Genomic DNA, 15,969 nt, shown 5'->3' with positions numbered 1-15,969 from the left:
CTCTCTAGCCTTCCTTCTCGATCGTAGTCAAGCAATCGCGTAGGATTGAACCGTACTCGTATTTACCTGGACAAACGAAGGTACATAACGCTAAATCTTCTTCATCAAGCTCTAGAGCACCTAACGTTATAGCACTATCAAGGTCACGTGCGATTAAGTCACGTAGCAATAATGTAGGTAAGATGTCTAAAGGCATAACACGCTCATAGCTACCAATTGGAACCATGGCACGCTTAGAACCACCTGTCGAAGTCGTCATGTTGAATAGACGGCTTGGCGTTAGGTGAGATAAGAAGGTACGTGTTACTGAGAACTTGTCAGAACCTGGCGCAATCCAACCAAACAATTCTTTTTCGCGACCTTCAAGTAATACAGATACTTGAACATGGTAACGACCTAAGAACGCATGTGGACCTTGTGAAATAGAACCTGATAAAACAGAACCAGAAATAACACGGTTATCACCGTCTTCTAATTCACCAGCGACTAAATCATCTAAAGAAGCACCTAACTGAGTTTTCACTAAGCGTGGGTTTTTAACACGAGGACCTGCAAGCGAAACAACACGATCTGTGAAGATTTCACCTGTTAGGAATAAATTACCAAAGGCAATAACGTCTTGGTAACCTAAGTGCCAAACCTGCTTGCTAGCAGAAACTGGGTCTAAGTGATGAATGTGTGTACCCACTAGGCCTGCCGGGTGTTTGCCACCAAACTCATGTACTTCTACTTGAGGGATTGATGAACTAGGCACTTGGCTACCAGCGTGTTTACAAACAAATACTTTGCCGTCAGTTAAACGAGATACCACCGCTAAACCCGCTTCAAATGCTGCAGAATTCTCAGCAATAATAACTGCAGGATCTGCAGCTAACGGGTTAGTGTCGATAGCCGTTACAAAAATAGAGCTAGGATTTGCATCCAACGCAGCTATTCTGCTGAATGGGCGAGCACGAAGTGCTGTCCATTGGCCTGACTGAACAAGTACTTCTTTCACTTTTTCACGGTCTAAGCTCGAAAGCTCGTCGGCCTTGAAAGAGTCAAAGGTGATTTGCTCACTGCCATTAACTTCAATAACAACAGATTGCAGCACACGTTTAGCACCACGATTAATTTCTTTAACTACCCCAGAAGCTGGTGCAGTAAATAATACGCCTGGGTTCTTTTTGTCTTCAAAAAGTACCTGGCCTTTTTTGACTTGGTCATCCACGCGGACATGCATGGTTGGACGCATACCAATATATTCTTCACCTAGCACAGCTACACGTTTGACGGCAGAGCCATCATGAATAACTTGCTGAGGTGCGCCCTCTATCGGTAAATCCAGACCTTTTTTTATGTTGATCATACGCACTTGCATTACATTAACGGAAAGAAACTGAAAAATCGTACCAACTACGTCGCTCTTTGATATGCTCAAGTCAAATTCTTAGTATCTAAGAACAGCTTGTTTAACACCCCAAACAAGCAACGCAGTAAACTCCTCACATATATTGCCCGAATTTTAACATCAATCAGGGTGACTATGCGAGAGCAAATATTAAATTTATACGACTGATGTGATTATTTAGACTACAAAATCCATTTGAATAAAATTCAATATAGACCAAAGTGCTATTGATGCCGTTTTATTTTAGAGAAAAAACAAAAAAGTCGCTTAAAAAAGCGACTTTTATAAATTTAACGTTTTTTATCGATTAATCGATCAACTGAGAAATTTCAACAACAGGATTCACATCTTGCTCGTAATCAACGCTGTCGATACCAAAACCGAATAAACGTAAAAACTCATTATGGTAACCCACGTAATCGGTTAATTCGTCAATCGTTTCTGTATCAACGGTATCCCAAACATGTTGTACACGTGCTTGCACATCGTCTTCCAACTCTTTGTAGTTTTGGAATAAATGACCACCGTCATCAAAACGAGGCGTGTCGCCGTAAAGGTTTTCAGTAAATAGCGCGTGAATTTGCTCAATGGTGCCTTCGTACGTACCGTCTGCTTTCATTACTTTAAATAATGCAGAGATATAAAGTGGCATAATTGGAATTGCCGAGCTTGCCTGCGTTACCACAGCATTTAAAGAAGACACATACGCTTCGCCATTTAAGTCTTTTGTTGACTCTTTAATCGCTTGCGTTGCACGGTCAAGGTCTTCTTTTGCTTTACCAATTGTCGCATGGCCGTAAATTGGCCACGTTAACTCTTTACCAATATAGGTATACGCTGTTGTTTTGAAGTTATCAGCAAGTACATCGGCTTCTTTTAATGCATCAATCCACATTTCCCAATCTTCACCGCCCATTACTTTAATTGTATTGTCGATGTCTTCTTGGCTTGCCGCTTCAACCGTTACTTCATCAATCACACGCTTAGACGTATTTAAGTTTTTAGTCGTGATATCTGAACCGATTGGCTTTAATGTAGACGAATATGTCTCACCCGTATTTGGGTCTGTACGACGTGGTGACGCTAAGCTGTAGATAACTAAATCAACTTTACCTAAGTCTGCTTTGATAGTCTCAATTGCTTTTTGCTTGATTTCATTTGAAAACGCATCGCCATTGATGTTTTTAGACCACAGACCAGCTTCTTCCGCAGCGGCTTGGAATGCAGCGGTGTTGTACCAGCCAGCAGACCCTGTTTTACGTTCTGCCCCTTCTTTTTCGAAGAAGATACCTAAGGTGTTTGCGCCGCCACCAAATGCAGCCGTAATACGTGATGCTAGGCCGTAACCTGTTGACGCACCAATGACTAATACATTTTTAGGTGCATTGCTTAGTGGTCCTTGCGCTTTCACATAATTAATTTGTTCTTGTACGTGCTCAGCACACCCTACTGGATGCGCGTTAGTGCAGATAAATCCACGAATTTTAGGCTTAATGACCATTGATCATCCTATATCTATCACAATAAAAATTAGCGCTAGTTTAAAGGCTAATAGTAAAAATACAGGTCTGATCAGTCATATAAAATATATAACTGATCACACCATCCAATTAATCAAACTTAGAACCGCCCATACACGCAGGTGATTCAGGCGCTTGCCCTTGATGTTGTGCAAATTCATCAGGCGTAAACGTGTGTATCGCTAAAGCATGAATATGATTAGCAAGCTCATCTTTTAGTAACTCATTTATTTGACGATGACGGGCTAGTAAGCGCTTACCTGCGAACTCTTCACTCACTACAATCACTTTAAAATGTGAATCAGTGCCGCGACTATGCATATGACTTTCATTAACAACATTCAGGTGCTTGCACTGAATACCCGCGGCGAGCTTTTGCTCAATTTGTTGTTGCATTGACATCTGTCATAAACCTTTTAGCAAAATAATTGGGCGTTACTATATCAAGGGGATGGTTCATTTTTCCAATGATTTTACATTATTGATCTAAAGGTCAGGTTAATTCGAGGGTGCTTAAGCTTTTGCTGCTTAGGTAAACTATGCAGATAATCCCGTTGGCTTGTGCCATTCATTACTAAGCAACTGCCACTTTGTAGCACGATACTCTGTTGCTCATTGGTGTGTTTATGTTTTATTTTGAACACACGCTCAGCCCCCAGCGAAATAGACGCAATCGTCGGTTGCTTGCCAAGTTCGGGTTCATCATCACTGTGCCACCCCATACAGTCGTGGCCATCTCGATACAAATTAACCAATAAAGCATTAAAAGGTATCTGTAACTGCGCCGTTAAACGTTTTCGCATAGCATCCAGCACATCAGGCCAAGGTTCAACAATCAATTTTGATCCTGAGTAAGCGTAATTAACGTTTTCATCAGCAATAAAACATTGCAAGCGTGGGATAACATGACGTTTGCCATACACCGTAATTTCGGGCTGTTGCCAATGTAGGTTTTGCTCTAAGTAATAAAATAAGTCGAGACTTTTTTGGGCACTAAGAGCTTGGGCCTGATAAGAAAAGCCATTTGGTAGATGATTAGGGTTGGCGTTTGGCTGTTGCATGTTAGAATTTACCTATACTTAAATACTTATCGTAAAAACATGATGACCACCCAAGCACAGCTCGGTGATAGCACCTATACCCTTGAACGTTTTCCTTTAGATCAAAAAAATCGTAGCCTCCAGGCCTGGGACTCTGCTGATGAGTACCTAATTGATTATGTACATGAACACCATTCACACGCAAATTCTGTCCTTATTCTCAATGACAGCTTTGGGGCATTGGCATGTGCATTTAACCAGTTAACCGTTTATTCAGTTAATGATTCGTATATTGCCCATCAGGCCACCCTTTATAATTTAAACGCCAATGAGTTAAAAGCGGATTCGTTAACGCGCTTAAACTCACTTGAGAGTTTACCAAACCACGTTGATTTAGTGATCTTAAAAGTGCCACGAAATTTAGGCTATTTGCAACATCAATTAGCAGCGATTAGTGCAGCATTACCTGCTGGTATTGATGTAATAGCCGCGGGAAAAACTAAAGAGATTCATAACTCGACAATAAAAGCGTTTAGCCAGTTTATCGGTGAAACAACAACCAGCTTAGCCGTAAAAAAATCACGCTTAGTCATAAGTAAAACAAGTGGATTAGATAAACACGCTGCATTTCCGGTTAGCTGGCCACTGGAGGGCAGCGAATTTGAAATTCAAAATCACGCAAATGTTTTCTCGCGCGATTCATTAGATATCGGCGCCCGCTTTTTCTTTAACTATTTACCACAAACCAGTAAAGCGCGCAGTATCATCGATTTAGGTTGTGGCAATGGTGTGGTGGGTTTAATGGCTTTAAAACGTTGCCCTAAAGCACAGCTTACGTTTGTTGATGAATCGTATATGGCGGTTGAGTCAGCACGACTCAATGTTGAAACTAATTTACCCGAACAATTAGCACACTGTGAGTTTGTGCAAAACGACTGCTTAACCGATTTTGCAGCGAATAGTGTTGACCTGGTGTTATGCAACCCACCTTTTCATCAGGCGCAAGCTGTCACAGACCACATTGCTTGGCAGATGTTTAAACAAGCTAAACAGACGCTTAAACCTGGCGGCGAGTTAAGAATAATTGGTAATCGTCATTTAGACTATCATGAAAAATTAAAGCGTATGTTCGGCAACTGTAAGTTATTAGGTTCTAATAAAAAGTTTGTCGTGCTTAGTGCGATTAAAAATAATTAATGGAGCAATATAAATGAGAAAAATACTTCCTTTATGTGCGGTGCTTTTGCTGGCTGCGTGCAGCAATCAACCAAATCAGTTAATTTTAAACCCCGTATATCAAAGCGGTAAAATCACTCAAATTAATAGTAATGTGAGCACCAGTGTCATTGATTTACGTGGTGACAATGTGACGTTAAAAATTATTGAATCAGATAAAACCAAAACGCTTGCAAGCCCAGGTATTACCGACTCTGTTAAAAGTGCACTTGATAGCGCTTTGAGCCGCAATGGAGTCAGTATTTCTAATCTTGCCACCACGCGTTTCGAAATTGATATCCATAAATTACAAGCAGTGGTCACTGAAAAAATGATGACTCACACCAGCGCCGCAAGCATCGAGTTTGGTGTGCGAGTTATCAGAAACGACAGTAGCTTCAGTAAAGTCTACCATGGCAATGCGAACCTTGAAGGCCCTCTAAGCCATGACCGAGCCAAAATTGAGAGTCAGCTGAATAAGTTGACTGAACAATTAATTACCCGCATTGTATCTGACCCAGAATTAATCGCCTATTTAGAAGGTTAACTATGAAGCGCATTTTATTACTTAGTTTTATTTTATTATTTGCTCACAGTTCATTCGCGGCAACTGAAGGTAAATTTATTCAAAAAGACAACATGTTTCCACGGGTCGAAATAGTGACCACGTTGGGAAGTATTGTTGTTGAAATGGACCGCTCTCGCGCCCCTATAACGGTCAATAACTTCTTAACTTATGTGGCCGACGGCAGCTATCAAGGAAGCGTGTTTCATCGCGTTGAACGTGATGAAGATAATGAACGCGACTTTGTAATTCAAGGGGGAGGTTACGATAAAGACTACGACGGTCTGCACGAAAACGACCCTATCTTCAACGAGAGCGGTAACGGTCTAAAAAATGACATGTACAGTATCGCCATGGCCTATCAAGACCGCAAACCGCACTCAGGTACACGTCAATTCTTCTTTAACATGGATGACAACGATCACTTAAATCCGGGCCGTGATTGGGGATTTGCTGTGTTTGGTATGGTTATGGATGGTTATGAGACCTTAGACAAGATCATGCGTGTTGAAACTGCATTCAATGAAAAAATAGGTTACAGCTTTGTGCCTAAAACCCCTGTCGTTATTTTAAATGTAAAAGTACTCGAAGCTAATCAATAATAATTAGGGGGCTTGGCGCCCCCACAAACACGGCAACACTATGACAAAAACCCTTTCAATTTCAGAGTACTTTTCGTACTTCAAAGACAAACGTCTGATCAATATTTTTATCTTCGGCATTAGCAGTGGCTTTCCTTGGGTACTGATTGGCTCGGTGATGTCAGCATGGCTGAAAGATGAAGGGTTAAGCCGCAGCATGATTGGCTTATTTGGCATTGTGTTTGGTGCATACAGTATTAACTTTTTATGGTCTCCGTTGGTCGACCGCGTAAAGTTGCCAGTATTATTTAAATGGCTTGGCCAGCGTCGCGGCTGGATTTTGCTTTGTCAGTCAGTGATTTTTATAGGCACCTTTTCACTGGCAGGACTAGATATCAAAGCGAACCTTTGGTTTGCTGCTGCACTGTGTTTAGTTATCGCCATTGCCTCTGCCACTCAAGATATAGCCATTGATGCGTTTCGTATTGATACGTTAAGCGAGAATGAAAGCCATAAAGCGACCGCAGCCGCCGCTATGGCGACATCAGGTTGGTGGAGTGGCTACGCACTATTAGGTGCCCTGCCCTTTTATATGGCAGATATTCCATCCATTGACTGGCCCCAAGTTTATTTTTTCTTATCCGTTGTCATGCTGCTATTAATGAGCAGTGTGTTTTGGGCAAAAGAGCCTGAATCAAACCGTGAAGTTGTCCAAGCTGAACTTGAGCACACCTACCAGCAAAAACTCGCTGGGGGACAGCAAACGCGATTTGCCAAAGTACTTGCATGGTTAGCGGTAACCGTTTTTGATCCATTTAGAACCTTCTTTGCACGCAACGGGGTAAAAACCGCGCTCGCGCTACTAGCGTTTATCTTCTTATTTAAAATAGGGGAAGCATTTTTAGGGCGCATGTCTATCGTGTTTTACAAAGAGATCGGTTTTAGTAATAGCGACATCGCTACCTTCTCAAAAGTGGGTACCGCTTTTCTTACTATCGCTTTTACTTTCGTAGGTAGTCTATTCAATCAGCGCTACGGCATTGTAAAAGGCTTATTTATCAGTGGTATTGCAATGGCTGCTTCTAACCTAGCCTTTGCGTGGATTGCCGTGGCAGGCCCTAAATTAAGCCTATACGCGTTTGCTATTATTGTTGATGGCTTTACACAAGCTTGGTCACTCGTTGCCATGGTGGCGTTTATATCAATGCTCTGTGACCGAGCCTTCAGTGCAACGCACTACGCCTTGCTTGCCTCATTAGGAAATTTAGGCCGAACTCTACTCTCAAGCTACAGTGGTGTGGTGATTGATGACTGGTTATCAGGGAATTGGGCACTGTTTTTTGTGCTTACTGCCGTTATGGTTATTCCGTCGCTGGTATTTTTATTCTTAATACGCCACAAACTTTATGCATTAGAAAGCAACTATCATAAGAGCAATTAACAAAATAAGAACGCATGTGATTAAATGTAACCAGTATTTAGAGGGGTCTTAAATAGTGCATCCATGCACTATTTGCATTACCACGCACGCTAAGGGCTGCCTGCGTGTAATGAATAATTAAGCTTCTTTAAGTAAGTTAAGACCTTCGTATGGGTCCACTTCTAGCGCATCACAATAGCGCATAAATTCGATTACATCTAAACGACGTTCTTGGTTTTCAATTTTACCAATGAACGAATGCGGCGTACCTAAAACCTGTGCTAGGCTGCGCATTGTATGGCCTTTCTCATGGCGTTTAGTTTTTAACCATTTTGTTAATTTTGAATTTTCTTCAGAAGAAACTGTTTTACCCATCATAAAATACATCTCCTACTAGATGATTCAAGTTAATAAATTTAGAGCGAAATTTTGCCCGTCTCACTCTTGGACACATTATATACTAATAACTTTTTCTGTGAACGGTTAATTATACAAATGTCCATTTTTTAGGTATAGACCGTTTTTGTGAACAAGTCTAAGTTTAAGCTAAAATTAAAGCACAAGCTCTATTATTAGTTGCTTAACTGTACCAAAAAATCGATCAATTGGAACCTTGTAAAATTGAAAATATAACTTTAAAAATTGCATACTTATGCTTAAAGTGTATGTAAATACTGAAAAAGGCTAGGAAATGTTTCGTATATTATTTTTGTTGCCAATTGTACTCTGTGTAGCGTGGTACCTTTTTTTAAAACAAAATCGTGTACCAATTAAGCAAGGCAAAAAAGGGTTCGTCTATATTTTGATCATATCTGGAGTGGTTTTAGGCTTTTTCTTACTAATGATTAAAGTGACCCAACACTAGGGTCACTTTCTATTAACTAGCGCGCGCGATCTCGTAGCATAAGCAAGCAGGGTGTTAACACCAGCGTTAAAACTGTTGCAAATGTTAACCCGCCCGCTACGGCCGTTGCTAATTGCACCCACCACTGCGTAGAAGGTGCCCCAAAGTCGATTTGGCGATTAAATAAGTCAATGTTGACCTGTAGCACCATCGGCATTAAGCCAAGAATTGTCGTAACGGTAGTAAGCAGTACGGGCCGTAAACGCTGTGCCCCTGTTCTGAGGATTGCATCTTTTGCAGCCAAGCCCTGCTGACGCAACACGTTATAAGTGTCAATCAGCACAATATTATTATTAACGACAATCCCTGCCAGTGAAATTACGCCAATACCCGACATAACAATACCAAAGGGCTGTTGAAGTACAATTAAACCTAGGAATACACCAACAGTTGAGAATAACACGGCACTTAAAATTAAAAATGCCTGATAGAAACTATTAAACTGAGTAACTAAAATAATCCCCATCACGAACAAGGCAACTACAAATGCTTGCTCAAGAAAAAGCTCTGACTCATCTTGATCTTCAGTTTCACCCCGCACTTTAATTTTTACTCGCGGGTCGAGACCTTGCTCTTCTAATTGCGCCTGTAAGCGTGGCAGCGCTTTGGCAAGCTGCTCACCTGGCTTCATGTCGGCATTAACGGTAACCACACGCTGTGAATCAACACGGCGAATTGTATCAACTTTAGGAGCGGCTTGGCGCTCAACAAAATGACTAATCGGCACTTGTCCGTGTATGGTTTTGACACGTAACGTTTCTAAGCGGCCTAAATCTCGTTTATCGTGAGGAAAACGAACTCGAATATCAATTTCATCATCGACATCATCTGGTCGGTACTCGCCGAGCTTCAAGCCATTTGTAATAAGCTGCACATTCGCACCTAACATACTTGCATCGGCACCAAAACGCGCTGCATCTGAGCGATTGAGCTTAAGCTGCCACTCAATCCCCGGCTTAGACGCTGTATCGTCTACATTACGAAACGCCCCGTCATCTTCAATCGCTTGCCGCACTCTTTTTGCTTCGCTATTTAATACGTCTACAAACTTTGAACTTAGCTCAATACTCAGTGCTTTGCCGCCACCGGGCCCGTTTTCATCCTTGCGTAGTTCAATTTCAACACCTGCGAAACCGGCTGTTATTTCCGTTACTTGGCTAATAATATTCTCGGCTGGCGGTCGTTCATCCCACTCTTTAAGATTCATTCTGAACGTCCCCACCTGATCTTTGCCCCCTGTCCTTGCATACAAGGTTTTTATACCTGGGACTTCTAAGATCCTTGATTCTATCTCTTTCATGATCACATCTTTTTCATAAATAGATAAATCGCTGTACGAACGCACCTTAATATTGACGCCATTAGGTTCAACATCGGGGAAAAACTCAACCCCTAATTTTGATACGGCAAAAGTAAAAAACACCAAAACAGAGAATATAATCGCAGCAGTTAAGCTCCACCACGGTCGCTGCGTAGCAAAGTCAAGCATTCGGATATAACGCCCAAGCAACCCTTTTATTTGCGTTAAATCGCCCGACTCAGCCAGTGCCAAGTCAAGTTTTTGCTGTGCAGATAATGGCCTCGTTTTACCAATTAAGCCGCCAATAGTAGGAACAAATACAAGGGCCATTAACAGTGATGCCGATAACGTAGCAATTAATGTAATTGGTAAGTATTTCATAAACTCGCCCATCATTCCCGGCCAGAAAATCAATGGCGCAAATGCAGCTAAGGTTGTGGCTGTTGACGCGATAATAGGCCAAGCCATTCGCTCGGCTGCATGACGGTAGGCTATTTTGCGAGGTTTTCCTTCACTCATTTCCCGATCAGCAAACTCACTAACCACAATCGCACCATCAACCAGCATCCCCACGGCCATAATAAGTGCAAATAGCACCACAATATTTACCGTTAAGCCAAACATGGAGATGACCAAAATCCCGGTGAGGAATGAACCGGGGATAGCAATGCCAACTAAAAAAGCGGTACGAGCACCTAGTACAGCCACAATAACAATCACCACCAGCAAAACGGCCGAAAGCACGTTGTTTTGCAAATCTGACAGCATCATTTTAACGTCTTTCGACATATCACCGGTGTAGTCCACACGAACATGCTCAGGCCAACGCTTTTGAGCTTCATTAACCACATGTTTAACCTGCTCAACGGTATCAATAATATTTTCACCTGCGCGCTTTTTAACTTCTAACGAAACAGCCTGTTGACCATTAATCCGCGCTATTGAGGTTGGATCTTTATAGGCTCTGCGAATTTTTGCGACATCCATAAAACGCACAACGCGGTCACCCACGACTTTGACAGGTTGTTCCATTACATCTTGAATCGTTTCGAAAACCGACGGTATTTTTACCGCAAAGCGACCTTTGCCTGTATCGAGGGTTCCTGCTGCGACCAAACGGTTATTATTCGACAGCAGTTGAATGATATCGCTTGGTTCTAGCCCATATGAAATCATGGCTAATGGGTCAACTTCAATTTCAACCATGTCTTCTCGGTCACCACCGACATCGACCTCAAGGACACTAGAAATACTTTCAAGCTCATCTTTAAGGTTTCGCGCTAATGTGAGTAACCCTCGCTCTGACGAATTACCTGACAACGTTAAAGTAATGGTTGGTTGCTGATCTTCCATCAGTATTTCATGTACTTCTGGCTCTTCTGATTCAGAGGGTAACTTCGCTTTTGCCAAACTCACTTTATCGCGTACATCTGCCAACGCTTCTTTAGGGTCCATACCGGCAAGAAACTCCAGTGTGACCGAAGCATGGCCTTCGCTTGCCACGGCTGTCATCTCTTTGACCCCTTCGATTGAGCGAAGCTCTATCTCCATAGGCCTTACAAGCAGACGCTCGGCATCTTCTGGCGAAATGCCATCATGAATAATCGAAACATATATAAAAGGAATGGTGACATCTGGATTGGCTTCTTTTGGAATGGTTTGATAAGTCACCCATCCCGATATCAACAATAGAATAAAAATAGATAATACCGTGCGGGTATGAGTTAACGACGCCTCAATTAAGTTTTTCATACTTACTTGCTCGCTACCTCAGCAAATACTGGCTCAACTTTATCTCCTGCTCTGACAAAGCCCTGCCCTAAAGTTATCACATTTGCTTGCTCACCTAGGCCCCACAACCACACACCTTCTTCGGTAGTTTTTGCTAAATTTACCGATTTAAATTCTACCCTATTATCATCATTGACTATTTTTACCCCGATATTGCCTTGCTCATCCAATGCCATAAAAGCAGGGCTTAAAAGCATGGCAGGTTCTGCGGGTAACTCGATATTTAATTGTGTCGAAAACCCGGCTTTGTAGTGCATACCTGGGTTCGCAAATGCAGCCTCCACTCTGAATGTATTTGTGCTTTCATCTGCGACGGAGGCGATGTAACGAATTTTTCCTGGGTAGGTTTTATCATTAAGAACATGGGCAAACGTGGCTTGACCGACCTGTAAACCTTGAATTTCTTTTTGTGTCGCATCGGCTCTCACTATCAGAGGGTCTAGGTCAACCAATTGCAGAATTGGGTCTCCAATACCAACATAATCACCGATTTGCACTAAGCGTTTGTTGATCACACCATCAAATGCCGCTCGAATATCTGTGCGCTGATACATCAGCTCTAAACTCGCAAGCGCCGCTTTAGCTTGTTGCAATAATGCTTGAGCACGCATCGTTTGTACTTTATTTTGCAGCCCTTGCTGATTCAGTTTTAATGCGCCTTCATATTCAGTTTCATATTGAGAAACCAGCGCTTTGGCCGAGGTTATTTGAGCTTTTAAATCTGATTTATCAAGCCGTAAGATAATCTCATTTTGTTTTACAAACTGCCCCTCTTCAACCAAAATTTCAGTTACTTGGCCTGCTTGTCTGGCACTAATATTGGCGGTTTTATCTGGCTCTGATTTACCATAAAAAGTAAGGTTTTTATTTATATTTTGTGCGGTTAACCGCACCACCTGTACTTTGGCAATTCGGTCTGAATTTGTAACTTGGTGATTATTTTCATCATCGACTTCCGGTGACTCAGTCATGCCAGAAAGCATCCAAAGTACAATCACAAGTACAATAAAAATAGCTAAAATATAAGGTTTCTTTTCGAGTGCTGTTCTTAGATTTAGCAACGCAAAATTCCTTCTAATGATGCGTAAGTATAGTTAGGCTGGGATAATTAGGAAGTGTAAGCAATAAAAAAGCCACATCAAGTGGCTTTTTTCAAATTATTTTTTAAACGCTGAAGCTAGCGCCGCAACCGCAGGTTGTTGTTGCGTTGGGGTTGTTGACAAAAAAGCGTGCTCCCTCAAGGCCTTCAGTGTAATCCACTGTACCATCAACAAGGTATTGAATACTCATTGGATCAACAACTAAGGTCACCCCGTTTTTTACAATTTCTAAATCGCCAGGGTTGGCTTTTTCATCAAAAGTAAAACCATATTGGAAACCCGAACAACCACCACCTGTTACATAAACACGTAATTTTAGATCTGGATTCTCTTCTTCTTCGATTAACTGTTTAACACGAACAGCTGCTGCATCGCTGAACTTTATTGGCAACTCATCTGACATACCAAAACCCTCAAAACCTATGATATGACGATTATCTAATACCCGAGTGTTTTAATCAAGTATCGCCACAAAGTCATCATATTTTACGAGACCGAATTGGCCAACCCATTAGCATTGAGCTAATGTTTATTTGTACTACTTTTGAATTAAGCAAAGTTTAACGATGAGGGATCATCATAGTGATAGATCATTTAAGGCTCCATTTTATTAATGCCAATATAGATAGCGCACCGATTATCCCCGCAAGCTATGATGGTTTATTGGTTTTTGCCTCGATACTTACTGCGGTGTTCGCATCGTATGTGTCTTTTTTACTATCTAGTCGCATTAAAAGCTCACACTTAAAAAACGAAAGCTTAATATGGACAATACTGGCTTCCTGCTTTTTAGGGATTGGCATTTGGGGCATGCACTTTGTTGGTATGCTGGCTTATACCCTCCCCATTGCCATTGAATACAACACCACCATTACTTTACTCTCGGTACTACCCAGTGTATTTGCAAGCTACATTGTATTGTCACCGGCACTTAGCCACGGCCGAAGACTCATATTCAGAAGTATTTTAATGGGGGCTGGGATCGGCTGTATGCATTTTGTTGGCATGATGGCCATGATGATGCCAGCTCATATGGCTTATGAGCCTTGGTTATTCTCTTTGTCTATTTTGGTTGCCATTGTTCTTTCGGGTATTGCGTTAAAAATTAACGATTTGAGACAATCTCGAGGCATTCATCACACCCGCATTAATCTGCTTGGCGCAATTATAATGGGCAGTGCTATATCGGGCATGCATTATATTGGTATGATTTCGATGTCTGTATTTGAAACAGAGCACACCGTATATATAAACACACACGACAACTCCACCCTTGCACAACTTGTGATGACTGTTTTATTGGCGCTGAGCCTTTTTGTGCTGGGGATTGTTGAATTAAGAGCCCGAAGTTTATTATCCGCCAAACTCAAAGCCGTGCTTAACACTGTTCAAGATGTCGTTATCAGCTTTAATAGCACGGGAATTATAGAATTTGCGAATCCAGCTGTGTTACCTGTATTTGGCTACCGGCCCGATGATTTAATTGGTAAACATATTCACCTTCTTATCCCTGAAAAATCAGCTGAACTCAGCGATATATTTAACGGCTCTCAACTTAACATACCAAACGCAAAAAAAAGTAAAAGTCGACTGTTAAAAGGACAAAGAGCAAATAAGCAGTTATTTCCCATCACACTCACAATCAGCTCGATAGGCAAACAAGAAGAAGGCCCCTATGTCGCCACGATTAAAGATTTAAGTGACATCCAAAATCAGGAAGCATTCACACAAACCATTTTTGATAACTTGCCCATCATGCTGTTTGTAAAAGAAGCTGAGCATTTAAGTTTTAGCCATGTAAATAAAGCTGGCGAAGAACTGCTTGGCAGACGTAAAGAGCAATTAATAGGTCTGAATGATTTTGATATTTTTAGTAATGACGAAGCCGCAAACTTTGCCCAAACAGACCGAGACGTGCTTAATAAAGACGGAATAATCACATTAGATGAAAAGCCAGTAACGGTTGACGGTAAAACACATTACTTACGTACTCGTAAACTGGCTATTAAAGACAGTAATGGAAAAGCACGATATTTACTCGATGTATCAGAAGACGTTACAGAGCTAAAACAAGCCAAAACAGAACTTGAAAACTTGCATCAACGCATGTCGATGGCTGCCGATGCAGCGCACATTGGTATTTGGGAGTGGAACTTTGAAACCAACGAATTAATTTGGGATGACTGGATGCATACCCTGTTCGAAATACCCAAGTCACAGTTTAAAGGCGATTACGCAACATGGGCTAATACTCTGCACCCTGATGAATATGAGCGAGTTACCAATAAACTCAAGCTTGCTCTATTAAACAACGAAGAGTTTCATGCTGAATTTCAAATAGTATTACCCTCTGGGCAAACTCGTTACCTAAATGCCGATGGACGTATTTATGGCAACCGTATGATTGGAGTTAACTTTGACATTACTAAACGGGTCATGGCAGAGAAGAAAATAAGGCAGTTAGCACAAACAGATCATTTAACAGGCCTTGCTAATCGAAATGCTCTTAGTAAGTTCATAAAACACGAATTTGATCGCAGTGAACGCACCGGGGCAAAGGTGGGATGTTTATACTTTGACTTAGATAAGTTTAAACCTATTAATGATACCCACGGCCATTTAATGGGTGACTTTGTTCTTATTGAAGTAGCCAAACGATTACAAGATACGGCTCGTAAAACAGATTGTGTCGCGCGTATTGGTGGCGATGAGTTTGTTGTTGTCATAACCGATATCGAAAACCTTAGCCAAGTGAAACGGGCACTTACGCGGTTTATCAATGCTATTTCGGCTCCTATCGCCTCTGAAGTTGGCTATTTAAATATTGCCACGAGCGTTGGCTATGCCATCTATCCTGATGATGCTAAATCACTTGATGAACTACTTCATAAAGCCGATGAGCGCATGTATAAACAAAAACGCAGTAGCCATGAAAGCATACCCCAGTACAAATGAATAATTAAAAAGATAAAATGTCTGCAACATGTTTTTTTGCGTATACTTATTAAACGATTAATAAAAAATATTTTCCATGCGCGCACCCTATTTATCCGTCATTCTATTTTTGCTTTGCATATTTCATGCTGCTTTCACGAGCGCTAATGAGCAACAAACATGGAAAATAATCTCGTTAGAATGGCCGC

At 41.5% G+C, this 15,969-nt stretch carries 13 protein-coding genes; 5 read left to right on the top strand and 8 right to left on the bottom strand.

The window, feature by feature from the left end:
* Positions 1-4 precede the first annotated feature (4 nt).
* From ACSSVW_RS15595 to ACSSVW_RS15580, 4 genes are all read right to left on the bottom strand, one after another.
* Complete coding sequence (locus ACSSVW_RS15595; RefSeq protein ID WP_036969071.1) at positions 5-1,348, bottom strand: Na(+)-translocating NADH-quinone reductase subunit A; 1,344 nt, start codon at positions 1,346-1,348, stop codon at positions 5-7.
* Between the two features lie 349 nt (positions 1,349-1,697).
* Positions 1,698-2,891 carry an enoyl-ACP reductase FabV gene (fabV, locus tag ACSSVW_RS15590; RefSeq protein WP_065978656.1) on the bottom strand — a complete coding sequence of 398 codons (1,194 nt, stop codon included), beginning with the start codon at positions 2,889-2,891 and terminating at the stop codon, positions 1,698-1,700.
* Positions 2,892-3,000: 109 nt separating this feature from the next.
* Positions 3,001-3,312 (bottom strand): BolA family protein, encoded by a 312-nt coding sequence (locus ACSSVW_RS15585; protein WP_074989043.1) that lies wholly within the window; start codon positions 3,310-3,312, stop codon positions 3,001-3,003.
* A 71-nt stretch (positions 3,313-3,383) separates the two neighbouring features.
* Positions 3,384-3,971: an alpha-ketoglutarate-dependent dioxygenase AlkB family protein gene (locus ACSSVW_RS15580; protein ID WP_036966474.1), complete on the bottom strand. Its 588-nt coding sequence runs from the start codon at positions 3,969-3,971 to the stop codon at positions 3,384-3,386.
* 42 nt (positions 3,972-4,013) lie between these two features.
* Here ACSSVW_RS15580 and ACSSVW_RS15575 point away from each other — a divergent pair, with 42 nt between their 5' ends.
* The 4 genes from ACSSVW_RS15575 to ACSSVW_RS15560 are packed head-to-tail and all read left to right on the top strand — an operon-like array spanning position 4,014 to position 7,752.
* On the top strand, positions 4,014-5,147 hold the full coding sequence (locus tag ACSSVW_RS15575; RefSeq protein ID WP_074989066.1) for a methyltransferase: 1,134 nt from the start codon (positions 4,014-4,016) through the stop codon (positions 5,145-5,147).
* Positions 5,148-5,160: 13 nt separating this feature from the next.
* A complete protein-coding gene (locus ACSSVW_RS15570; protein ID WP_036966471.1) occupies positions 5,161-5,712 on the top strand; it encodes a YajG family lipoprotein in 552 nt (183 codons plus the stop codon).
* Between the two features lie 2 nt (positions 5,713-5,714).
* Positions 5,715-6,332: a peptidylprolyl isomerase gene (locus tag ACSSVW_RS15565; RefSeq protein WP_036966468.1), complete on the top strand. Its 618-nt coding sequence runs from the start codon at positions 5,715-5,717 to the stop codon at positions 6,330-6,332.
* Positions 6,333-6,372: 40 nt separating this feature from the next.
* Positions 6,373-7,752: an AmpG family muropeptide MFS transporter gene (locus ACSSVW_RS15560; RefSeq protein WP_454179629.1), complete on the top strand. Its 1,380-nt coding sequence runs from the start codon at positions 6,373-6,375 to the stop codon at positions 7,750-7,752.
* Positions 7,753-7,869: 117 nt separating this feature from the next.
* Here the strand turns inward: ACSSVW_RS15560 and ACSSVW_RS15555 are convergent, their stop codons facing one another.
* The 4 genes from ACSSVW_RS15555 to erpA form a co-directional block, all read right to left on the bottom strand.
* A complete protein-coding gene (locus tag ACSSVW_RS15555) occupies positions 7,870-8,109 on the bottom strand; it encodes a helix-turn-helix domain-containing protein (protein ID WP_036966461.1) in 240 nt (79 codons plus the stop codon).
* 503 nt (positions 8,110-8,612) lie between these two features.
* A complete protein-coding gene (locus tag ACSSVW_RS15550) occupies positions 8,613-11,687 on the bottom strand; it encodes an efflux RND transporter permease subunit (RefSeq protein ID WP_454179627.1) in 3,075 nt (1,024 codons plus the stop codon).
* Between the two features lie 2 nt (positions 11,688-11,689).
* Positions 11,690-12,787, bottom strand: a complete 1,098-nt coding sequence (locus ACSSVW_RS15545; RefSeq protein WP_454179626.1) for an efflux RND transporter periplasmic adaptor subunit — start codon at positions 12,785-12,787, stop codon at positions 11,690-11,692.
* A gap of 103 nt (positions 12,788-12,890) precedes the next feature.
* A complete protein-coding gene (erpA, locus tag ACSSVW_RS15540) occupies positions 12,891-13,229 on the bottom strand; it encodes an iron-sulfur cluster insertion protein ErpA (RefSeq protein WP_036966451.1) in 339 nt (112 codons plus the stop codon).
* 179 nt (positions 13,230-13,408) lie between these two features.
* On the opposite strand from erpA, the gene ACSSVW_RS15535 reads away from it, so the two are divergent.
* Positions 13,409-15,781: a diguanylate cyclase domain-containing protein gene (locus ACSSVW_RS15535; protein WP_454179624.1), complete on the top strand. Its 2,373-nt coding sequence runs from the start codon at positions 13,409-13,411 to the stop codon at positions 15,779-15,781.
* The last annotated feature ends 188 nt before the right edge of the window (positions 15,782-15,969 follow it).

The organism is Pseudoalteromonas sp. MBR-15 (genome assembly GCF_053628915.1).
Note: the sequence above shows the minus strand (reverse complement) of the source record. Positions and strands in the feature narration are given on the sequence as shown.